We start from the raw sequence: 21,500 nt of genomic DNA, 5'->3' as shown, positions 1-21,500 counted from the left end.
TTGGGGGCGGTGCATCGCATCCGATGTGCCGCCCCTCGGTGTGTGCACGGACACCTGTGCGACGACAGAGTTGCTGGGAATGTCGTGTGAACTGGCTCCCACTCCTGTGAGTAACCCCACGAAAGCGGCAAATGATCTCTTCGGGCTGCAAGAGTGTTGGGGATTGCTCATACGTTCTTTGCGGGCTGTTCAGTTCCATTAGCGGCTGTTCCCGGTCAAAGATCCACGAAACACCCCAGGGAGCACGTCCGTGGCAGCCCTCGCACGCTGGTGTGTACGCCACCGCCTCGTCACCGTTCTGCTCTGGCTGATCGCCTTCGGCGGTGTCACAGCCGCCGCGTCCGTCACGGGGTCCGCCTACTCGAACAACTACGAGGCTCCCGGCACCGAGTCCGGCCGCGCCGCTCACCTGCTCAAGGACGCCTTCCCGGCTCTCGCCGGCGACAGCGACACCGTCGTCTGGCACACGGACCCCGGCAGTGTGCGCGAGGCCGATGTCGAGCAGACGATGACCCGCACCCTGGACCGGATCGCCGTCCTGCCCGGCATCGCCTCGGTCACCAGCCCCTACCAGGGCAGCCACAGTGGCCAGATCAGCCGCGACGGCCACACCGCGTACGCCACGATCACCTTCGACCAGCAGACCGAGAAGATCAGCAAGGACGAGGCGCGGGCCGTCGTCGACACCGCGAAGGCCGCCGAGACGGGCGGCCTGAAGGTCGCTCTGGGCGGCAGCGCCATGGGGCTCACCCAGTCGAAGGGCGGACACCTCGCGGAGGCCGTCGGCGTGCTCGTCGCCGCCGTGGTCCTCTTCCTCGCCTTCGGTTCCCTCGCCGCCTCCCTGCTGCCCATCGCGACCGCGCTGATCGGCGTCGGCACCGCCTACGAGGGCATCGGACTGCTCGGGCACGCGATGACCGTCGCCGACTTCGCGCCCATGCTCGGCCTGCTGATCGGGCTGGGCGTCGGCATCGACTACGCGCTGTTCATCGTGACCCGGCACCGCAGAAGCCTCAAGCGCGGCATCCCGGTGGCGGAGGCCGCCGTGGGCGCCGTGGCCACCACCGGACGGGCCGTCGTCTTCGCGGGTGCGACCGTGTGTATCGCGCTGCTCGGCATGCTGATCCTGCGGCTCGGCTTCCTCAACGGCGTGGCGGTCGCCGCCTGTCTGACCGTCGCCCTCACCGTCGCGGCCTCCGTGACCCTGCTGCCGGCCCTGCTCTCCTTCATCGGCCCCCGCGCCCTCAGCAGGCGCGAGCGGCGCCGGCTGTACGAGCACGGACCCGAACCCGAGATGCCGACCGGGTTCGCCGCCCGCTGGTCCGCGTTCGTCGAACGCCACCCCAAGAAGCTCGGCGCCGTCGCCGTGGTCGTCATGGCCCTGCTGGCGCTGCCCACGCTCTCCCTCCACCTGGGCACCTCCGACCAGGGCAACGACCCGAAGTCGGCGACCACCCGGCAGGCGTACGACCTCATCGCCGACGGCTTCGGGCCCGGTGTCAACGGCCCGCTCACCCTGGTCACCCGCGTCGGCGGGGCCGAGGACAAGCTCGCGCTCGACAACCTCGACAGCACCCTCGCGGCCACCAGGGGCGTCGCCTCCGTGACCCCGGTGACCTACAACAGCGGCGGCGACACGGCCTACCTCACCGTCGTCCCGGACACCGCCCCGCAGTCCCGGCAGACCAGCGACCTGGTGAACCGGCTGCGCTCCGATGTGCTGCCGCGGGCCGAGCGGGGCACCACGCTCGATCTGTACGTCGGCGGGGTGACGGCCGGCTACGACGACTTCGCGGGAGTGATCGTCGGCAAGCTGCCCCTGTTCGTGGGCGTGGTGATCGGCCTGGGCTGCGTCCTGCTCCTGCTCGCCTTCCGATCCCTCGGCATCCCGCTGAAGGCCGCCGCGATGAACGTCGCCGCCGTCGCCTCCGCGTTCGGCGTGGTCGTCGCCATCTTCCAGTGGGGCTGGGGCAGCGAACTGCTGGGCATCGGCCGGGCCGGGCCGATCGAGCCCTTCCTTCCCGTGATCATGGTCGCCGTGCTCTTCGGCCTCTCCATGGACTACCAGGTGTTCCTGGTCAGCCGCATCTACGAGGAGTGGCTGGAGACCGGTGACAACCGGCGCGCCGTCCGCGTCGGCCTCGCCGAGACCAGCCGGGTGATCAACTCGGCGGCCGTCATCATGATCTCCGTCTTCCTCGCCTTCGTGCTCAGCGGCGACCGTGTGATCGCCATGTTCGGCATCGCGCTCGCCTCGGCCGTCGCCCTCGACGCCTTCGTTCTGCGCACCCTCCTCGTCCCCGCCCTGATGCATCTGCTCGGCGGCGCCAACTGGTGGCTGCCGTCCTGGCTGGAGCGCCGACTGCCGCGCCTCAGCATCGAGCCGCCCGAGTGCCGTGCGAGGATTCCGGGGCGGCGCGCGGAAGAGGACGCGCTGGTGGACGCACTGGTGAAGGAGCGGCAGCAGGATGTACGCGATATCCCTGGGTGACGACGCGGCCGAACTGCGGCCCCTGGAGCCGTGGCACGCCGAGGAGTTCCTGGCGCACCTCGACCGCGGGCGCGAGTTCATCACCCAGCACATCCCGTTCGGGGCGAACGCCACGGACGTCGACTCCGCGCGGGCCGTCCTGCGGTCCTACGCCGACAAGCGAGCCGCCGACAGCGGCAGCCTGCACGGGCTGTGGCTGGAGGGGAAGCTGGTCGGCGGTGTGCTCTTCCGCGTCTTCGACGCGGCGGGCGGCAACTGCGAGGTCGGCTGCTGGCTGGAGCCCGCCGCGACGGGGCGGGGACTGGTCACGCGCGCGATGCGGGTGCTGATCGACTGGGCGTTTGACGAGCGGGGCATTCACCGTGTGGAGTGGTATGCGTCGTCCGCCAACCTGGCGAGCGTCAACGTGGCCCGACGGCTGGGCATGAGCAGGGACGGCGTACTGCGGGAGAGCTATCTGTACCGCGGGGTGCGCCAGGACACCGAGGTGTGGTCGGTGCTCGCCCCCGAGTGGCGGGCGGCACGCGCGCGTAGCGCCCGCGACGATCATTAAGAGGCCTCTCAGACAGCGTCCGTACGGTGCGAGGCATGGGAACCAAGACAATGGACGAGACCAGGGCCGGGAACGGCGCCGAGGCGACGAACGACGAGGAGAAGGCGGACGTCACCAAGGCCGGGAAGACGGCTGAGGAGACGACCGGACACACGGCCGAGGGATCGGCCGGACACACGGCCGAGGACACGACCGGACCCACGGCCGGGGAGCCCGCCGAGGAGGCCCGGACCGAGGGCGAGGCCGAGGAGAGCGCAATCGAGCGCCCGTCCGGGGTCGGCCAGGGAGCCGGGGCGGTCGTCTCTGCCGCGCTCGGCATCGTCTCCCTCACCGGCAACTGGGTCGGCACCGTGGCCGCCGCGCGCCAGACCCTCATCGGCCAGCTCCAGACCTCTTCGTCGGCGAGTGTGGCCAAGCAGATCAAGGCGGTGTACGGAGACGCCTGGCACACCACCGCGCTGTGGGGCGGCCTGTTCGCCCTGGCCGCGCTCCTCGTGGGCGTCGTGGTGCTGGTCCGCCCGGCGTTCGGTGCGCCCGGGAAGCCGCAGGACACGTGGGTGAAGTCGGTCGCCTGGGCCGGTGTCTCGCTCGGTGTCGTAGGCCTGCTGCTGGCCGTCCTGAAGTACAGCGACGTCCTGCTCGCGCTGCCGTCCGGCGGCTGAATGCGCGCGGTCACTGAGGGGTCTCAGGGCTTCCGGAAGTTCTTTGCGGAAGCCCTGAGACCCCCTTCGCGCGTCTAAGGCCCCGCCCGCCGCGGAAGACGCGCGAGTGCGGCGGCGAGTGCGGCGGGGTGAGGCAGGCGGCCCTACGACACCCGCACCTCCAGGATCCGGTCGTCGGTCTTCGACGGCTCGCCCCGGCCGTCGGTGTTGCTCGTCGTCAGCCACAGCCTGTCGCCGCCTCCCGACACCACGGTACGGAGGCGGCCGTAGGCGCCCTTCAGGAACGCCTGTGGGGGCGCGGAGGCCACCGTGCCCTTCAGCGGGATGCGCCACAGCCGCTGCCCGCGCAGGCCCGCCATCCAGATCGAGCCCTTGGCGTAGGCGATGCCACTGGGGGACGCCTCGTCGGTGTGCCACTGGGCGATCGGGTTGTGGTACCGGGGGTTGGCGGACTTCCCCTCGGCGTCCGGCCATCCGTAGTTGTCGCCCGGCTTGATCGCGTTCAGCTCGTCCCAGGTGTCCTGGCCGAACTCCGAGGCGAGCAGCCGCTGCTTGGTGTCCCAGGCAAGACCCTGGACGTTGCGGTGGCCGTAGGAGTAGACCGCCGACGCACCGAAGGGATTGCCGGGGGCGGGTGCGCCGTCCGGAGTCATCCGAAGGATCTTGCCGCCGAGCGACTTGAGGTCCTGGGCCAGACCCCGGTCGCCCGATTCGCCCGTGCCCGCGTACAGCATCCCGTCCGGGCCGAACGCGATCCGGCCGCCGTTGTGGATCATCCCCTTCGGAATGCCCTTGAAGACCGTGTCCGGTGCGCCCAGTTGCTGACGTGCGGGCTTCTTCGGGTCGTACAGCATCCGCACGACGCGGTTGTCCGAGTCGGTCGTGAGATACGCGTAGACCAGATGGTCCGAGGCGTAGGCGGGGGACAGGGCGATGCCGAGCAGACCGCCCTCGCCCAGGGCCGCGACACCGGGTACCGCGCCGAGGACCGTCGTCCGCCCGGTCTTCTCGTCGACCCGAGCGATCGTTCCGTCGTCCCGGGAGGAGACCAGCAGCCCGCCGTCGGGCAGCGGGGCGAGACCCCAGGGTGTCCTGAGGTTCGCGGCGACCGTACGCACCACCTGGACCGACCCCTTGGCCGGCGGGGTCTGTTCGGCCGCCTCGCCGGAGGAGGGCGACCCCGGTGCCGTACGGCGCGAGGTGACGCTCTTGCCGCCACCCGGCCCGTCCCCGCCCCCGGAGGTGCAGCCGGCCGTCAGCAGGAGCACGGTCGCGGCCAGCACGGCGGTCGCAGCTCGACGTTGCACGATCCAGGTCCCTTCGACGTGGGGCTTCGTCCCTTCCTACACCGCCTGGGTGCCGCGGGTTCCCGATCTCCGGCCGGGAATCCACCGTCCGTCGCATGCGAGCCGGGTTTCGAAGCCTTCCGCGTTCAGTCCCACGATCCCCGCGCGGCAGGCAGCTCCGCCAGTTCCGTCAGATCCTGAGGTGTCAGTCGCAGGCCGGTCGCGCCCGCGTTCTCCGAGACCCAGCGCTCCCGCTTGGCACCCGGCACCGGGACCACGTGCCGTCCCTGTGCCAGCAGCCAGGCCAGCGCCACCTGGGCGGGCGTGACGCCCTCGCCGTGTCGGCGGGCCACGCGCCGCAGCCCGGCCACGATCGGCTGGTTCGCCGCCATCATCTCGGCGGTGAAGCGGGGGTGGCGGGCGCGCAGGTCGTCCGGCTCGAAACCCTCACCCGGGGTCAGCGTGCCGGTCAGGAAGCCGTTGCCGAGCGGCATCGCCGCCAGGAAGCCGACCCCGCGCGCCGCGCACCAGGGCACCAGCGCGTCCAGCGCCTCCGTCGACCACAGCGACAGCTCGGCCTCCACCGCGCTCACGGGGAACACCTGCTGCACCCGCTCCAGTTGCCGGATCGTTCCGTCGTGCAGTCGTGCCCCGGTCCGCCGCCCGCCCCGGGCGCCCACCGCGCACAGCCCCAGCGCCCGTACCTTGCCCGCCCGCACCAGCTCCGCCATGGCGCCCCAGGTCTCCTCGACGGGCACCTCGGGGTCCGCGCGGTGCAGCTGGTAGAGGTCGATGACGTCCGTCTGCAGCCGCCGCAGCGACGCGTCGCAGGCGCGCCTGACATAGCCCGGGCGGCCGTTGGCCACGATGTGCTGCTCACCCACCAGCAGACCGACCTTGGTCGAGACGAACGCCTCGGCGCGCCGCTCCTTCAGCACCCTCCCCACCAGCAGCTCATTGGTGAACGGCCCGTACATGTCGGCCGTGTCGAGCAGCGACGCCCCCAGGTCGAGCGCCCGGTGCACCGTCCGCAGCGACTCGTCGCCCCGCTGCCGGGAACCGGAGTACCCCCAGCTCATCGGCATGCATCCGAGTCCTACGGCCCCCACTTCGAGCGTCGCCGCGCCGATCGTCCTGCGCTCCACCTGGCCGTGTCCTCCCTCTCCTGGCACCCCAAACTAACCAATGCGGCGGTGGATCCTTCGCATAGCCTCCTGACCATGACTGTCGACGTTTGGCTTCCGTTCCGCAGTGACGAGATAGAGGGTCTTCCCGAGGGCCTCACCTACCGCTTCTGGGACGGCGACCAGGAGTTTCCCGCAGACCCGGCCGACTGCGCGTTCTACGCCGTGCCCTATATGAAGGGCGGTGAGATCGCCGTGCGTCCCATGGCCGCGATGACGTCCGTCCGCGTGGTGCAGACGCTCTCCGCAGGCGTCGACCACGTGCAGCCGGGCCTCGGCCTGCTGCCCGAGGGGGTGCGGTTGTGCAACGCCCGCGGGGTGCACGAGGCCAGCACCGCCGAACTCGCGCTGACCCTGATCCTCGCCTCGCTGCGCGGCATCCCCGACTTCGTGCGGGGGCAGGACCGCGAGGAGTGGCGAGCCGGGTTCCGTCCGGCGCTCGCCGACAAGACCGTCCTCATCGTCGGGTACGGGGCCGTGGGCGCCGCCATCGAGGACCGGCTCGTGCCGTTCGAGCTCGCGCGGGTCGCACGCGTCGCGCGCCATGAGCGCGAGTCGGTGCGCGGTCCTGTGCATCCCCTCTCCCGATTGTCGGAACTTCTTCCCGACGCCGATGTCGTCGTCCTTGTCACGCCCCTCACGGAAGGGACGAAAGGCCTGGTCAACGAGGGCTTCCTGGCCCGGATGAAGGACGGGGCGCTGCTGGTCAACGTGGCGCGCGGCGGAGTCGTGGACACCAAGGCGCTGCTGGCCGAGCTGGAGACCGGCCGTATCACGGCGGCCCTGGACGTCACCGACCCCGAACCGCTGCCCCCCGGACACCCCTTGTGGCACGCGCCGGGCGTGCTGATCAGTCCCCATGTCGGCGGTGCCACGTCGGCGTTCTGGCCCCGTGTCAAGCGCCTTCTGAGCACCCAGCTGAACCGTTTCGCGCTGGGACAACCACTGCAGAACGTCGTACTGACGACCGGTGACCGGTAGTCGCTCGGGCGCGGGCGAAGGGGGGCCCGGCCCACCCGGATGTGAGGCCGGTACGGCGCACGATTCGAGCCACCTCCGCCGCCCAAGTCCGAGCCCGCGCACGCGCCGCCGTGGTGATGACCTACCGTCGCACCACCGGCGCACTCGTCGTCTACGGTTCGCTCCCCATCAGCTTCCGGCACACTCCGCAGTCCCTCGTGCGCGTTACGTGCACACATCCTCGGTGATCGTCACTGAGCGTAGAGGAACTATGTCCCTGAGTGACGAGACTGGTGTATCGTCCCGACAGGGGCTGCGCCGCGCACCGTTCGGCGCCGGGGACGGAACTTTGAGACATGCGAGGGGGGCGACGGGCGATGCACGGCCTATGGACGGACCATCCGACGCGGCGGGGCCGCGGGCGGCGACCCTGGCGAGCGGCGACGACGCGCAGACGCGGTCACAGCGGTCATCACCACCACCGCAGGCACAGCGGCCGCAAGAGGCACGCGCACCCAGCGCGCCGCGACCCGGCGGCTCCCCGGACCGGGAGGATCCGGTGAGCTCCCCCGGAGCGCTGCCGGCCCGCCGTCCGTCGCCAGGCGGCCGGACGAGCCTCGTTCCGCAACTGGTCCTGGCCCTGGTCTGCGCGGGATACGCCGTCGGTTCCGCGATCGGCTGGGGCTCCCGGAGCGTCGCGCTCTGCATGGGCGACTTCGGGCTGAGCGCAGCGGCCGGCACCGCGTCGGTCTCCTGCTTCCTGTACGCCCGCACCAGCCGCAGCCGCTTCCGGCCCGCCTGGCTGCTGTTCGCGCTCTCCTCCGCCATGGCGGCGCTGGGCAACGGGATCTGGGGCTGGTACGAGGTCGTCCTCGACAGCCCCGTCCCCTCGCCCAGCTCCGCCGACCTCTTTTTCCTCTGCTTCGCTCCACCCGCCATCGTAGGACTGCTCGTGCTCGCCAAAAGGCCCGTCACCAAGGCGGGTTGGGTATGCCTCGCGCTCGACGCCTGGCTGATCGGCGGCTCGCTGCTGACGCTGTCGTGGAGCCTCGCGCTCGCCCAGGCGGCGAAGTTCGACGGGCCGAGCGTCGCGCACACCGCGCTGTCGCTCGCGTACCCGCTGCTGGACATCGCCTTGATCAGCATGGTGGTCGCGCTCCACTTCCGGCGTTCCGCGGTGAACCGCTCCGCGGTCAACACCGCCATCGGCGCACTCGCCCTGACCGTGGTGTGCGACGCCCTGTTCACCTCGCCGCTGCTGCACAACAGCTACCACTCGGGCCAACTGCTGGACGCGGGCTGGTTCTCCGGCTCGCTGCTCCTCGCCTACGCCCCCTGGGCCGGCGCCCGGCCCGGACAGCCGGGCGCCGACCGGCACGCGCGCGTGGTGCACGAGCACGCGCCGGAGCAGCGGGAGACCGAGCCGCAGCCGGCCGACCATCAGGGAGCCCATCCGCACGCGCTCCCCGAGGACCCCGGCCATGGGCTCCCGCCGGACCCGGGCCACGGGCTCCGGCCGGACCCCGGCCTCGGACTCCCGCACGACCGGTACCCGGCCGGGCTCCCCCAGGACCCGGACCGCGACCGGTATCCGGCCACGCCCCCGATCTCGGGATCCCTGGCCGCGCTCACGCCCTACCTGGCCGCCGCCGTCTGCACGCTGGGGATCCTCTACAACGTCCTCAACGGCCACAGCGTCGACCACGTCGTACTGATCACCGCGGGCGCCGTGGTGCTCGCGCTCGTCGTGCGGCAGGGCATCATGCTGCTCGACAACATCACCCTCACCCAGGAGCTGGCGCAGAAGGAGAACCACTTCCGCTCCCTGGTGCAGGGCTCCAGCGACGTCATCATGATCGCCGCGCCCAACGGCATCCTCAGATACGTCTCCCCGGCCGCCGCCGGCGTCTACGGGCGGTCCGCCGAGGAGCTCGTGGGGACCGAACTGGCCGCGCTCATCCACCCGGAGGACCTGGGCTGCGTGGTGCACGAGGTGCGCCGCTTCCTCGCCGCCAGCCACACCGCGGAACCCACCACCCGTATCGAGTGCCGTTTCAGGTCCGGCGCGGGCGGCTGGCTCAACGTCGAGTCCACCGTCAACCGCCACCAGGGCGGTCTCATCTTCAACAGCCGGGACGTCACCGAAAGAGTGCGCCTGCAGGCACAGCTGCAGCACAACGCCGAGCACGACCCGCTCACCGACCTGCCCAACCGCGCCCTGTTCACCAGGCGCGTCCAGCAGGCACTGGCCGGCCGCCGTTCCTCCGACCGCGGCACCGCCGTGCTCTTCATCGACCTCGACGGCTTCAAGGCCGTCAACGACACGATCGGGCACCAGGCCGGCGACGAACTGCTCGTCCAGGCGGCCCGCAGACTCCAGGACTCGGTCCGCCAGGGCGACACCGCCGCCCGCCTCGGCGGCGACGAGTTCGCGGCCCTCATCGTGGGCGACGGCACCCGTGACCGCACCGCACGCGAAGGCCACATCCTCGAACTCGCCGACCGGCTCCGGGTCACCCTCTCGCAGCCCTACGACATCGAAGGCAACGATGTCCGGGTGGCCGCGTCCATCGGCGTCGCCTTCTCGGAACCGGGCCTGGGCGCGGGTGAACTCCTGCGCAACGCCGACCTGGCCATGTACCGCGCCAAGGCGGCCGGCAAGGGCCGTGTCGAGCTGTACGCGCCCCAGATGCAGCAGGACGTCGTACGCAAGGCCGAGCTGGCCACCCGGCTGCGGGCCGCGCTGCACGACGGCGAGTTCACCCTGCTGCACCAGCCGGTGGTCTCGCTCCAGGACGGCCGGATCGCCTCGGTGAGTGCCCAGGCACGCTGGCGCTCCTCCCAGGGCGTGCTCTTCACGCCCGCGGAGTTCCTGCGGGTCTCCGAGGACAGCGACAAGGCCGCCGAGCTCGGCCGCTGGCTGCTGGAGGAGGCCGTCGAGCAGGCCGCCGAGCGCACCGCCACCGGGTTCGCCGTGCCCGTCGCCGTGCGGATGGGCGCCCGCCGCCTCCTCGACCGCTCCCTGCCGCTCGGCTCCGTCGAGGCCCTGCTCACCCGGCACGGGCTGGCGTCGGGCGCCCTGGTGATCGAACTCTCCGAGATCGATCCCCGGATCTCCCTGGACGAGCTGGAGCGCAGACTCGCCGCCCTGCGCAGGATCGGCGTACGGATCGCCCTGGACGGCCTCGGCAGCGGCTACGCGGCCATCACGGCGCTGCGCCGGCTCCCCGTCGACGTGCTGAAGCTCGACCGCAGCCTCGTCGAGGGGGTCGTCGAGTCCGCGCGGCTGCACAAGATCACCAGCGGACTGCTGCGGATCGCCACCGACCTGGGTCTGCCGTCCGTCGCCGATGGCGTGGACCTGCCCGAGCAGGTCGTCGCCCTGCGTGCGATGGGCTGTACACACGGGCAGGGTGTGGCGTTCTCCGGACCGCTGGACGAGTACCGGCTGCGCCGGGCGCTCACGTCCGGCCACTATCCGGTGCCGCACGGCCCGGTGGAGCCGGCGTTCGCGGGCGGCGGCGCGGGGGTGTACACCAGTGGTGTGACCGCCGTTCTCGGAGGCGGTACGGCCCTCCGCTCACATAATGAGACTCCCGTCCCACCCACTTGACAGTGATGGCGTGCCGGGGGGAGGGTCAGTGCCATGCGCACCCGAATTCTCGTACTTGGACAGCGCGTCGGCTGAGCTGGGACCCACCGGAAATGAACCGGAAAGCCCAGCGACCACACCCGGCGCGCTCCCCTCGCTTGCCTCACGGCACGAGGGGTTTTTTGTTGCACAGGCACCAGTCGAACAACGCTCAAACCTCGCAAAAACCCTCAGCATCGAGAAGAGAATGCCGATGACCGAGCAGGCCACCGGGGCCCACCATCCGCAGCCGCGGCCCCGATCCGGAGGACATCAGTCCGCACCCGAGCACGTCACGGGTGCGCAGTCCCTCATCCGCTCTCTCGAGGAGGTCGGCGCCGAGACGGTATTCGGCATTCCCGGCGGTGCGATCCTTCCGGCCTACGACCCGCTGATGGACTCCAAGCGGGTGCGGCACGTGCTGGTGCGGCACGAGCAGGGCGCGGGCCACGCGGCCACGGGGTACGCGCAGGCCACCGGCAAGGTCGGCGTCTGCATGGCGACGTCGGGCCCCGGCGCCACCAACCTGGTGACCCCGATCGCGGACGCGCACATGGACTCGGTGCCGCTGGTCGCGATCACCGGCCAGGTCGCCTCCAAGGCGATCGGCACCGACGCCTTCCAGGAGGCGGACATCGTCGGCATCACGATGCCGATCACCAAGCACAACTTCCTGGTGACCAAGGCCGAGGACATCCCCCGGACCATCGCGGAGGCCTTCCACATCGCCTCCACCGGCCGCCCGGGCCCGGTCCTCGTCGACATCGCCAAGGACGCCCTCCAGGCGCGGACCACCTTCAGCTGGCCGCCCGTCACGGACCTGCCCGGCTACCGCCCGGTGACCAAGCCGCACGCCAAGCAGATCCGCGAGGCCGCCAAGCTGATCACCTCCGCCCGGCGGCCCGTCCTCTACGTCGGCGGCGGCGTCCTGAAGGCACGGGCGACCGCCGAGCTCAAGGTCCTCGCGGAACTCACCGGAGCGCCCGTCACCACCACCCTGATGGCGCTCGGCGCATTCCCCGACAGCCACCCGCTGCACGTGGGAATGCCGGGCATGCACGGTGCGGTCACCGCCGTCACCGCGCTGCAGAAGGCCGACCTGATCGTCGCCCTCGGAGCCCGCTTCGACGACCGCGTCACCGGCAAGCTGGACAGCTTCGCCCCGTACGCCAAGATCGTCCACGCCGACATCGACCCGGCCGAGATCGGCAAGAACCGCGCCGCCGACGTGCCCATCGTCGGCGACGCCCGCGAGGTCATCGCCGATCTGATCCAGGCCGTGCAGAAGGAGCACAGCGAGGGCCACCAGGGCGACTACACCGCCTGGTGGAAGGACCTCAACCGCTGGCGCGACACCTACCCGCTGGGCTACGACCTGCCGGACGACGGCACGCTCTCCCCGCAGCAGGTCATCGAGCGCATCGGGCAGCTCGCGCCCGAGGGCACGATCTTCGCGGCGGGCGTCGGCCAGCACCAGATGTGGGCGGCGCACTTCATCCAGTACGAGAAGCCCGCCACCTGGCTCAACTCCGGCGGCGCCGGAACGATGGGCTACGCGGTCCCGGCGGCGATGGGTGCGAAGGCCGGCGCGCAGGACCGCACGGTCTGGGCGATCGACGGCGACGGCTGCTTCCAGATGACCAACCAGGAGCTGACCACCTGCGCCCTGAACAACATCCCGATCAAGGTCGCCATCATCAACAACGGCGCCCTCGGGATGGTCCGCCAGTGGCAGACCCTCTTCTACAACCAGCGGTACTCCAACACCGTGCTGCACTCCGGCCCGGAGGTGACCGTGCCGGGCTCCGCCGAGGGCAAGCAGCGCAGCTCCGGCACCCGCGTCCCCGACTTCGTGAAGCTGTCGGAGGCCATGGGCTGCCACGCGATCCGCTGCGAGTCCCCCGAGGACCTCGACAAGGTCATCGAGGAGGCGAACTCGATCAACGACCGCCCGGTCGTCGTCGACTTCATCGTCCACGAGGACGCGATGGTGTGGCCGATGGTGGCAGCCGGAACCTCCAACGACGAGATCATGGCCGCGCGGGACGTCCGTCCCGACTTCGGCGACAGCGAAGACGACTGAGAGAGAGCTGAGTGAGAACCATGTCCAAGCACACCCTCTCGGTCCTCGTCGAGAACACGCCCGGCATCCTCGCCCGGATCGCCGCACTGTTCTCCCGCCGTGGCTTCAACATCGACTCGCTCGCGGTCGGTGTCACCGAGCACCCCGACATCTCCCGCATCACCATCGTGGTGAACGTGGAGGACCTGCCGCTCGAACAGGTCACCAAGCAACTCAACAAGCTCGTCAACGTGCTGAAGATCGTGGAGCTGGAGCCGTCGTCCGCCGTTCAGCGGGAACTCGTTCTGGTGAAGGTGCGCGCCGACAACGAGACGCGCTCCCAGATCGTCGAGATCGTCCAGCTGTTCCGCGCCAAGACCGTCGACGTCTCCCCGGAGGCCGTCACCATCGAGGCCACCGGGTCCAGCGACAAGCTGTCCGCCATGCTGAAGATGCTGGAGCCGTACGGCATCAAGGAGCTGGTCCAGTCCGGCACGATCGCGATCGGCCGTGGCGCCCGTTCGATCACGGACCGCTCGCTGCGCGCCCTCGACCGGTCCGCGTAGGACGCGTACGAGGCACCCACGACCGGAGACGGGCGGCCGGGAAGCCGTCGGCCGCCCGTATTCCGAGACCCTCAAACCTCCCCTCCCCCCACCGGCATACGGTGGGAGCAACACCTGCACTCCAAGGAGAGAACCCAAAGTGGCCGAGCTGTTCTACGACGCTGACGCCGACCTGTCCATCATCCAGGGCCGCAAGGTCGCGGTCATCGGCTACGGCAGCCAGGGCCACGCCCACGCGCTGTCGCTGCGTGACTCGGGTGTCGACGTCCGCGTCGGTCTGCACGAGGGCTCCAGGTCCAAGGCGAAGGCCGAGGAGCAGGGTCTGCGCGTGGTGACCCCGGCGGAGGCCGCCGCCGAGGCCGACGTCATCATGATCCTCATCCCGGACCCGATCCAGGCCCAGGTCTACGAGGAGTCCATCGCCCCGAACCTGAAGGACGGCGACGCGCTGTTCTTCGCCCACGGCTTCAACATCCGCTTCGGCTTCATCAAGCCCCCGGCCGGCGTGGACGTCGCCCTGGTCGCCCCAAAGGGCCCGGGTCACCTGGTCCGCCGCCAGTACGAGGAGGGCCGCGGCGTTCCGGCGATCGCCGCCGTCGAGCAGGACGCCACGGGCAACGCGTTCGCGCTGGCCCTGTCGTACGCCAAGGCCATCGGCGGCACCCGGGCCGGCGTCATCAAGACGACCTTCACCGAGGAGACCGAGACCGACCTCTTCGGCGAGCAGGCCGTCCTGTGCGGTGGCACCTCCGCGCTGGTCAAGGCCGGCTTCGAGACCCTGGTCGAGGCGGGCTACCAGCCGGAGATCGCCTACTTCGAGTGCCTGCACGAGCTGAAGCTGATCGTCGACCTCATGTACGAGGGCGGCCTGGAGAAGATGCGCTGGTCGATCTCCGAGACCGCCGAGTGGGGCGACTACGTCACCGGCCCGCGCATCATCACGGACGCCACCAAGGCCGAGATGAAGAAGGTGCTCACGGAGATCCAGGACGGTTCGTTCGCCCAGAACTGGATGGACGAGTACCACGGCGGTCTGAAGAAGTACAACGAGTACAAGCAGCAGGACTCCGAGCACCTGCTGGAGACCACCGGCAAGGAGCTGCGCAAGCTGATGAGCTGGGTCAACGAGGAGGCGTAAGTCCTGTGCCCGGGGGCCGGAGCAGTCCGCTCCGGCCCCTTCGGCCGAACCGTGGGTAACGCCTGGCACCGGGCGTTGTCCAACCCGTCCAGCCACGGACGGGTGATCCTTCCGCAGAGGCGTAATACGACCGGCGTCGCGCCACTACACTTCTGCACAACAATCGCGTTCAGGCCCACAGCGTCGTGCGTCTTCCACGCGGCTAGCACCCCTCCACCGCATGCGGCCGTCGGGACGGCCGTCCGCATTGGACTTGTGAGGACTCACGTGAGCTCGTACCCCACCCGCAAAGCCACGGTACTCATCGCTGAGGAGCTGTCGCCCGCGACCGTCGACGCCCTCGGCCCGGACTTCGAGATCCGGCACTGCAACGGCGCGGACCGTGCCGAGCTGCTGCCCGCGATCGCCGACGTCGACGCCATCCTGATCCGCTCCGCGACGAAGGTCGACGCCGAGGCCGTCGCCGCCGCGAAGAAGCTGAAGGTCGTCGCGCGAGCCGGCGTCGGCCTGGACAACGTGGACGTCTCCGCCGCCACCAAGGCCGGCGTGATGGTCGTCAACGCCCCCACCTCGAACATCGTGACCGCCGCCGAGCTGGCCTGTGGTCTGATCCTCGCCACCGCCCGCAACATCCCGCAGGCCAATTCGGCGCTGAAGAACGGCGAGTGGAAGCGCAGCAAGTACACGGGCGTCGAGCTCGCCGAGAAGACCCTCGGCGTGGTCGGCCTGGGCCGCATCGGCGCGCTGGTCGCGCAGCGCATGTCCGCGTTCGGCATGAAGGTCGTCGCCTACGACCCCTACGTCCAGCCCGCGCGGGCCGCGCAGATGGGCGTCAAGGTGCTGTCGCTGGACGAGCTGCTGGAGGTCTCCGACTTCATCACCGTCCACCTGCCCAAGACCCCCGAGACGCTCGGTCTGATCGGCGACGAGGCGCTGCACAAGGTCAAGCCGCACGTCCGCATCGTCAACGCCGCGCGCGGCGGGATCGTCGACGAGGAGGCGCTGTACTCGGCGCTCAAGGAGGGCCGGGTCGCGGGTGCGGGCCTCGACGTGTACGCGAAGGAGCCGTGCACGGACTCGCCGCTGTTCGAGCTGGACCAGGTCGTCTGCACCCCCCACCTGGGCGCTTCGACGGACGAGGCCCAGGAGAAGGCCGGCATCGCGGTCGCCAGGTCGGTGCGCCTCGCACTCGCGGGTGAGCTGGTTCCGGACGCGGTGAACGTCCAGGGCGGTGTGATCGCCGAGGACGTCAAGCCGGGTCTGCCGCTCGCCGAGAAGCTGGGCCGCATCTTCACCGCGCTCGCGGGCGAGGTCGCGGTCCGGCTCGACGTCGAGGTGTACGGCGAGATCACCCAGCACGATGTGAAGGTGCTCGAACTCTCCGCGCTCAAGGGTGTGTTCGAGGACGTGGTGGACGAGACGGTTTCGTACGTCAACGCCCCGCTGTTCGCCCAGGAGCGCGGTGTCGAGGTGCGGCTGACCACCAGCTCGGAGGCCACCGACCACCGCAACGTCGTCACCGTGCGCGGCACGCTCGCGGACGGCGAGGAGGTGTCGGTCTCCGGCACGCTGGCCGGCCCCAAGCACCACCAGAAGATCGTCGCGGTGGGTGACTACGACGTCGACCTGGCCCTCGCGGACCACATGGTCGTGCTGCGCTACACCGACCGCCCGGGCGTGGTCGGCACACTGGGCCGCATCCTCGGCGAGGCCGGCATCAACATCGCGGGCATGCAGGTGGCCCGCGACATCGCCGGCGGCGAGGCCCTCGCGGTGCTCACGGTCGACGACACGGTGCCGCAGAACGTCCTGACGGAGGTGGCGGAGGAGATCGGCGCGACGTCCGCCCGCTCGGTGAACCTGGTCTGAGGTGACCCTGCGCTGGAGGTGACCGTCGGCTGAGGTCGCCGTCCCGGTGGGCTTGGCCCCCGGACCCCGTTCGCCCTGAACGGACTCGTCCTCGAACGCCGGACGGGCCGGTGAGTCGGCCCGTCCGGCGTTTCCCGTGCTGCGAGCTGCCCTCAGGAAGCGACCTCCTCCGGCTCCACGGCCGCCCATGTCCAGCAGGCTGTCCGGGAAGTGGTCCAGCGTCGCGGCCGGCCGCAGAGTTCACCGGGCGCCCCTTTTGTTCGGAGCTCTTAGGGGTCCTTGCACTATGAGCGCCCGATGAGACCCGGGCGGGCATAGTGCAAGGACCCCTTAGAGCCGCGCCCCCTTCAGCGCCATGTGCAGCAGCAGACGGTCCTCGCCGTCGTCCAGGTCCAGGCCGGTGAGCTGTTCGACGCGGGACAGGCGGTAGTACAGGGTCTGTCGGTGGATGCCCAGTTCCGTCGCCGTGCGGCCCGCCTGGCCCGCGCAGTCCAGGAACACCTCGGCCGTGCGGGCGAGTTCACGGTGGGCGGGCGACAACAGGACCCGTACGGCCGGGTCGTGGGCCGCCTGTGGTGGGAGCGAGGTGAGCAGGCGGTAGGGCCCGATGGACGACCACTGCGCGATGGGGCCGAGCCGGGGCTCCGCGAGGGTCGCGCGGGCCGCCGCCGAGGCCTCCTGCCAGGCGGTGCCCAGCTCGGCGAGGCCATGGCGGGCGCCGGCCACCCCGGCCGCGGTCCGCCCACCGCCGCCTACCCCCGCCGCCTCCCGCAACAGCCGCGTGGCCGCCGTCAGCGCCGGAGTCAGGACGTCCGCCGACCGCAGCCGCACCAGCAGCGCCAGGCACTGGGCCGTCGTACCCCAGGGCACCGTGCACAGCGCGGTGGCGGCCGGCAGCGTGCGGACCGAGGGGGCGTCGTCCGGGTCCGCCGAGGGCCAGGGGGCCACGCACACCACCGTGTGCAGGCCCTCGCCCCGCGCCCCCAGCGCCGTACGCAACTCGGCCACCGCCATGTCCTGTTGCCAGCCGGGCTCGGCGGTGAGGACCGCGCGCAGCTCGCGCGTCAGGTCCGCGCCCGCCTGCGCCTCGTCCGCGAGCAGCGCGCCGATGCGGGCGGCGACCTCCATCGCGGCCGACAGTTGCGCCTCGGACGGACCCGGCTCGTCGGCCAGCAGCCAGACATACCCGAGGACGACACCCCGGTGGCGTACGGGCAGGCAGATCCGTCCGCGGGAGACGCCCGCCTCCGGGGTGGGCGGAATGCGCACGGGCCCAGTGGCGCGTGCGATGCCGAAGCCCTCGAACCACCGACGCACCGCCGCCGTGGAGCGGCGGGTCAGGATCGAGCGGGTGCGGACCGGATCGAGGGACGCCTCGTCGAACTCGCCCTCGCTGTCGTACGCGGCGAAGGCGATCAGCTCGAAGTCCCGGTTCTCCAGGGTCGCCGGGGCGCCGAGCAGCTCCGAGATCTCGTCGACGAGCTCCTGGTAGTCGCCCCGGCCCGCCTTGAAAACATCCGCCACGCGGGACATTGTCCCGCATTCTCCACCCTGCTCATACAGATGTCTGAGATCCAGGGCACGGATGCGTGACAGCTGTCGATGGCCCACGATCGGAGAGATCCTTAGGTTTCACGGTGGTTCTCCGTGCCGTACCCGAATGGTCGGGATTCGGCCTCCTGATGCCTTGTGGAGGTGCCCCGTGCTGGGTCCCGTGATTCTCGCCGCGTCGCGCAGCGACCGGATGCGCCGTCTGATCTCGGCGGCCCCGGTGACCAAGCAGGTCGTCGACCGCTTCATCCCCGGCGAGACCGTGGACCAGATCGTCCCGATCGTCCGGGACCTCGCCGGCAAGGGCCTCGAACTGACCATGGACGTCGTCGGCGAGGACATCACGACCCCCGAGCAGGCCGCCACCGCCCGCGACGCGTACCTGCAGCTGATCGAGCGGCTGAGGCCGCTGGAGCTGGGCACCCGCGCCGAGATGTCGGTCAAGCTCTCGATGTTCGGCCAGGCCCTGCCCGGCGGCCATGAGCTGGCCCTCGCCAATGTGCGCCCGGTCGTCGAGGCCGCCACGGCGATCGGGACGACGGTCACGCTGGACGCCGAGGACCACACCACCCTCGACTCGATGTTCGCCATCCACGAGGAGCTGCGGAAGGACTTCCCGGCAACCGGCTGTGTGATCCAGGCCTACCTCTTCCGCACGGAGGCCGACGCCCGGCGTCTGGCCGCGAGCGGCAGCCGGGTGCGTATCGTGAAGGGGGCGTACAAGGAGCCCGCGTCGGTCGCGTTCCAGAACAAGCACGAGATCGACAAGGCGTACGTCCGTGTCCTGAGGACCCTCATGGAGGGTGAGGGATACCCGATGATCGGGTCCCACGACCCGAGGATCATCTCCGTCGCACAGGAACTCGCCCGGCGCGCCGGACGCAAGCTCGACGAGTACGAGTTCCAGATGCTGTACGGCATCCGCAGCGACGAGCACCTGCGGCTGGCCGCCGAGGGTCACCGCATGCGCGTCTACACGGCCTACGGCACGGACTGGTACGGCTACTTCATGCGCCGCCTGGCGGAGAAGCCCGCGAACCTTCGGTTCTTCGTCCGCTCGATGGTCGGCAAGGGCTGAGCCCGACCCACACCGCTCAGTAAGGAGTTACGGAACACATGGACGCTGTGACCCAGGTCCCCACCCCCGTCAACGAGCCGGTGCACGGCTACGCCCCCGGTTCGCCGGAGCGTCTCCGGCTGGAGGCCAAGCTCAAGGAGCTCGCCGAGAACCCGGTCGATCTGCCGTGCACCATCGGCGGTGAGAAGCGCATGGGTGGCGGGGAACCGTTCCAGGTCGTGCAGCCGCACAACCACACGGCGGTCCTCGGGACCTACCGCAACGCCACCCAGCAGGACGCGCAGGACGCCATCGACGCCGCGCTGGCCGCCGCGCCGGCCTGGCGCGCGATGTCCTTCGACGACCGCGCCGCGATCATCCTGCGCGCGGCCGAGCTGCTGGCGGGTCCGTGGCGCGAGACCCTGGCCGCCTCCACCATGCTCGGCCAGTCGAAGACCGCCCAGCAGGCCGAGATCGACACCCCCTGCGAGCTGGTCGACTTCTGGCGCTTCAACGTCCAGTACGCCCGCCAGATCCTCGCGGAGCAGCCCCCGGCCAACTCCCCGGGCGTGTGGAACCGCCTCGACCACCGCCCGCTGGAGGGGTTCGTCTACGCGATCACGCCGTTCAACTTCACGGCGATCGCGGGCAACCTGCCCACCGCGCCGGCGCTGATGGGCAACGTGGTCGTCTGGAAGCCGTCCCCGACCCAGACACACGCCGCGGTGCTGCTGATGCAGCTCCTGGAGGAGGCGGGCCTGCCCAAGGGCGTGATCAACCTGCTCACCGGTGACGGCATCGAGGTGTCCAAGGTCGCCCTGGAGCACCGGGACCTCGCGGGCATCCACTTCACCGGTTCGACCAAGACCTTCCAGTACCTGTGGAAGACGGTCGGCAACAACATCGAGAAGTACCGCTCCTACCCGCGTCTGGTCGGCGAGACCGGCGGCAAGGACTTCCTCGTCGCCCACCCGAGCGCGGACCGCGCGGTCCTGAAGACGGCGCTGACCCGGGGTGCCTTCGAGTACCAGGGCCAGAAGTGCTCGGCGACCTCCCGGGCGTACATCCCGGCGTCGATCTGGAACTCCGGCTTCAAGGAGGAGTTCGCCGCCGAGGTCGACCACCTGACCATGGGTGACGTGACCGATCTGTCGAACTTCATCGGCGCGGTCATCGACGAGCGCGCCTTCGCCAAGAACAAGGCCGCGATCGACCGGGCGAAGCAGGACCCGACCTGCACCATCGTCGCGGGTGGCTCCTACGACGACTCGGTCGGCTACTTCGTGCGCCCGACCGTCATCGAGTGCACCGACCCGGAGAACGAGGTCTTCAGGACCGAGTACTTCGGCCCCATCCTCGCGGTGCATGTCTACGAGGACGACACGTACGACGAGATGCTGACCCAGATGGAGTCGGTCTCGGACTACGCCCTGACCGGCTCGGTCATCGCCAACGACCGCGCCGCGGCGGCCTACACGGCCGAGAGGCTGCGGTACGCGGCCGGCAACTTCTACATCAACGACAAGTCCACCGGCGCCGTGGTCGGCCAGCAGCCCTTCGGTGGCGGCCGCGCCTCCGGCACCAACGACAAGGCGGGCGCCCCGCAGAACCTGCTGCGCTGGACGCTGACCCGCGCCATCAAGGAGGCGCTGGTCCCGCCGACGGACTACACGTACCCGCACATGGGCTGAGCCTCCGTCTCGTGAGGTTCCGGGCCAGGAAGCCGTCCCGCAGGGCGGCGACCTGGCCCGCGTGTGTCTCCCGGGCGCGGCGTGCCCATCGCTGACCGGCCAGGAGAGCCCGGCGGTTGTGGCTGTTCGTGATGGGGTGCGGAATACTGATTCCGTGACCGCCCGAGTCCGTATCGCCCACACGGCCGACCTCGACCCCGGCGAACTGCCGGCTCTCCGGGAACTGCTTGAGGAGGCCTTCGAGGGGGACTTCGACGACGACGACTGGGACCACACCCTCGGCGGGATGCACGTCATGGTCAGTGACGAGCGGGGGCTCGCCGCGCACGGGTCGGTCATCCTGCGGCGCGTCGGCCATCGTGGGCGCTGGCTGCGCGTGGGGTACGTGGAGAGCGTGGGCGTGCGGCCGGACGTGCAGCGCCGGGGGCTCGGCGGGCGCGTCATGGCCGGGGTGGAGCGGATCGTCGACCGCGCCTACGACCTCGGTGCGCTCTCCGCCAGCGACGAGGGCGCCGGTCTGTACGCGGCGCGGGGCTGGCAGCTGTGGCCCGGCCGCGTGTGTGCCCTCGGCCCCGACGGTGTCATCCGCCTCCCCGACGAGGAGGACTCCACCTTCCTGCGCCCGGTGGCGACCGGCCCGCTCGACCCCGCACACGAGCTGGTCTTCGACTGGCGCAACGGGGACCTGCTCTGAACGATCCGGGTAGCCCGCGGGCTTGACGTCTCCGCAGCTCACGGCGGTGCGACTCGATTCGCCGTCTCAGATAGTAGGAAGTCCGAGTAGTTGTGCAGACAGACG

Annotated in this window: 15 protein-coding genes; 12 read left to right on the top strand and 3 right to left on the bottom strand. The window is 70.5% G+C overall.

Translation table 11 applies throughout. From position 1 onward, the window contains the following. Positions 1-250 precede the first annotated feature (250 nt). From ASC56_RS23975 to ASC56_RS23965, 3 genes are read left to right on the top strand one after another with little or no spacing between them, the layout of a single operon-like run. The gene (locus tag ASC56_RS23975; protein ID WP_055493576.1) at positions 251-2,491 is read left to right on the top strand and encodes an MMPL family transporter; all 2,241 of its coding nucleotides are present in this window, start codon (positions 251-253) and stop codon (positions 2,489-2,491) included. Next, positions 2,469-3,044, top strand: coding sequence for a GNAT family N-acetyltransferase (locus tag ASC56_RS23970; protein ID WP_055493575.1), 576 nt, complete (start codon positions 2,469-2,471; stop codon positions 3,042-3,044). Before ASC56_RS23975 ends, ASC56_RS23970 begins: the two co-directional genes overlap by 23 nt. Positions 3,045-3,079: 35 nt before the next feature. Then, complete coding sequence (locus tag ASC56_RS23965; protein ID WP_055493574.1) at positions 3,080-3,706, top strand: hypothetical protein; 627 nt, start codon at positions 3,080-3,082, stop codon at positions 3,704-3,706. A gap of 143 nt (positions 3,707-3,849) precedes the next feature. Here the strand turns inward: ASC56_RS23965 and ASC56_RS23960 are convergent, their stop codons facing one another. Both ASC56_RS23960 and ASC56_RS23955 read right to left on the bottom strand, forming a co-directional pair. Next, entirely contained in the window at positions 3,850-5,013 is a 1,164-nt protein-coding gene (locus ASC56_RS23960) for a sorbosone dehydrogenase family protein (protein WP_055493573.1), read from the bottom strand. A gap of 125 nt (positions 5,014-5,138) precedes the next feature. After that, complete coding sequence (locus ASC56_RS23955; protein ID WP_055493572.1) at positions 5,139-6,137, bottom strand: aldo/keto reductase; 999 nt, start codon at positions 6,135-6,137, stop codon at positions 5,139-5,141. A gap of 75 nt (positions 6,138-6,212) precedes the next feature. On the opposite strand from ASC56_RS23955, the gene ASC56_RS23950 reads away from it, so the two are divergent. The 6 genes from ASC56_RS23950 to serA all read left to right on the top strand — a co-directional run bounded on the left by ASC56_RS23950 (position 6,213) and on the right by serA (position 16,402). Beyond that, complete coding sequence (locus ASC56_RS23950; protein ID WP_055493571.1) at positions 6,213-7,157, top strand: 2-hydroxyacid dehydrogenase; 945 nt, start codon at positions 6,213-6,215, stop codon at positions 7,155-7,157. Between the two features lie 538 nt (positions 7,158-7,695). Next, a complete protein-coding gene (locus tag ASC56_RS23945; RefSeq protein ID WP_055493570.1) occupies positions 7,696-10,749 on the top strand; it encodes an EAL domain-containing protein in 3,054 nt (1,017 codons plus the stop codon). 226 nt (positions 10,750-10,975) lie between these two features. Then, entirely contained in the window at positions 10,976-12,850 is a 1,875-nt protein-coding gene (locus tag ASC56_RS23940) for an acetolactate synthase large subunit (RefSeq protein WP_055493569.1), read from the top strand. Positions 12,851-12,870: 20 nt separating this feature from the next. After that, complete coding sequence (gene ilvN, locus ASC56_RS23935) at positions 12,871-13,395, top strand: acetolactate synthase small subunit (protein WP_055493568.1); 525 nt, start codon at positions 12,871-12,873, stop codon at positions 13,393-13,395. Positions 13,396-13,534: 139 nt separating this feature from the next. Beyond that, a complete protein-coding gene (gene ilvC / locus ASC56_RS23930; RefSeq protein WP_055493567.1) occupies positions 13,535-14,533 on the top strand; it encodes a ketol-acid reductoisomerase in 999 nt (332 codons plus the stop codon). A 267-nt stretch (positions 14,534-14,800) separates the two neighbouring features. Continuing rightward, on the top strand, positions 14,801-16,402 hold the full coding sequence (gene serA / locus ASC56_RS23925) for a phosphoglycerate dehydrogenase (RefSeq protein WP_055493566.1): 1,602 nt from the start codon (positions 14,801-14,803) through the stop codon (positions 16,400-16,402). Between the two features lie 330 nt (positions 16,403-16,732). On the opposite strand, the gene ASC56_RS23920 is transcribed toward serA, so the two are convergent. Then, positions 16,733-17,935, bottom strand: a complete 1,203-nt coding sequence (locus ASC56_RS23920) for a CdaR family transcriptional regulator (RefSeq protein ID WP_055493565.1) — start codon at positions 17,933-17,935, stop codon at positions 16,733-16,735. 169 nt (positions 17,936-18,104) lie between these two features. Here ASC56_RS23920 and ASC56_RS23915 point away from each other — a divergent pair, with 169 nt between their 5' ends. The 3 genes from ASC56_RS23915 (at position 18,105) to ASC56_RS23905 (ending at position 21,395) form a co-directional block, all read left to right on the top strand. Further along, positions 18,105-19,031 carry a proline dehydrogenase family protein gene (locus ASC56_RS23915; protein WP_055493564.1) on the top strand — a complete coding sequence of 309 codons (927 nt, stop codon included), beginning with the start codon at positions 18,105-18,107 and terminating at the stop codon, positions 19,029-19,031. Between the two features lie 38 nt (positions 19,032-19,069). Beyond that, complete coding sequence (gene pruA / locus ASC56_RS23910) at positions 19,070-20,701, top strand: L-glutamate gamma-semialdehyde dehydrogenase (RefSeq protein WP_055493563.1); 1,632 nt, start codon at positions 19,070-19,072, stop codon at positions 20,699-20,701. Positions 20,702-20,855: 154 nt separating this feature from the next. Then, a complete protein-coding gene (locus ASC56_RS23905; protein ID WP_055493562.1) occupies positions 20,856-21,395 on the top strand; it encodes a GNAT family N-acetyltransferase in 540 nt (179 codons plus the stop codon). Positions 21,396-21,500 lie beyond the last annotated feature (105 nt).

Origin of the sequence: Streptomyces sp. TP-A0356 (assembly GCF_001417775.1) — a bacterium.
Classification (GTDB): domain Bacteria; phylum Actinomycetota; class Actinomycetes; order Streptomycetales; family Streptomycetaceae; genus Streptomyces.
This window is presented reverse-complemented; position numbering and strand designations above follow the sequence as displayed.

What these genes read in the sequence shown, in the direction of transcription:
- ASC56_RS23965 (WP_055493574.1), top strand. Translation starts at nt 3,080, where the DNA reads ATGGGAACCAAGACAATGGACGAGACCAGGGCCGGGAACGGCGCCGAG.
- ASC56_RS23920 (WP_055493565.1), bottom strand. Translation starts at nt 17,935, where the DNA reads ATGTCCCGCGTGGCGGATGTTTTCAAGGCGGGCCGGGGCGACTACCAG.
- ASC56_RS23950 (WP_055493571.1), top strand. Translation starts at nt 6,213, where the DNA reads ATGACTGTCGACGTTTGGCTTCCGTTCCGCAGTGACGAGATAGAGGGT.
- ilvN (WP_055493568.1), top strand. Translation starts at nt 12,871, where the DNA reads ATGTCCAAGCACACCCTCTCGGTCCTCGTCGAGAACACGCCCGGCATC.
- pruA (WP_055493563.1), top strand. Translation starts at nt 19,070, where the DNA reads ATGGACGCTGTGACCCAGGTCCCCACCCCCGTCAACGAGCCGGTGCAC.
- ASC56_RS23940 (WP_055493569.1), top strand. Translation starts at nt 10,976, where the DNA reads ATGCCGATGACCGAGCAGGCCACCGGGGCCCACCATCCGCAGCCGCGG.
- ASC56_RS23970 (WP_055493575.1), top strand. Translation starts at nt 2,469, where the DNA reads ATGTACGCGATATCCCTGGGTGACGACGCGGCCGAACTGCGGCCCCTG.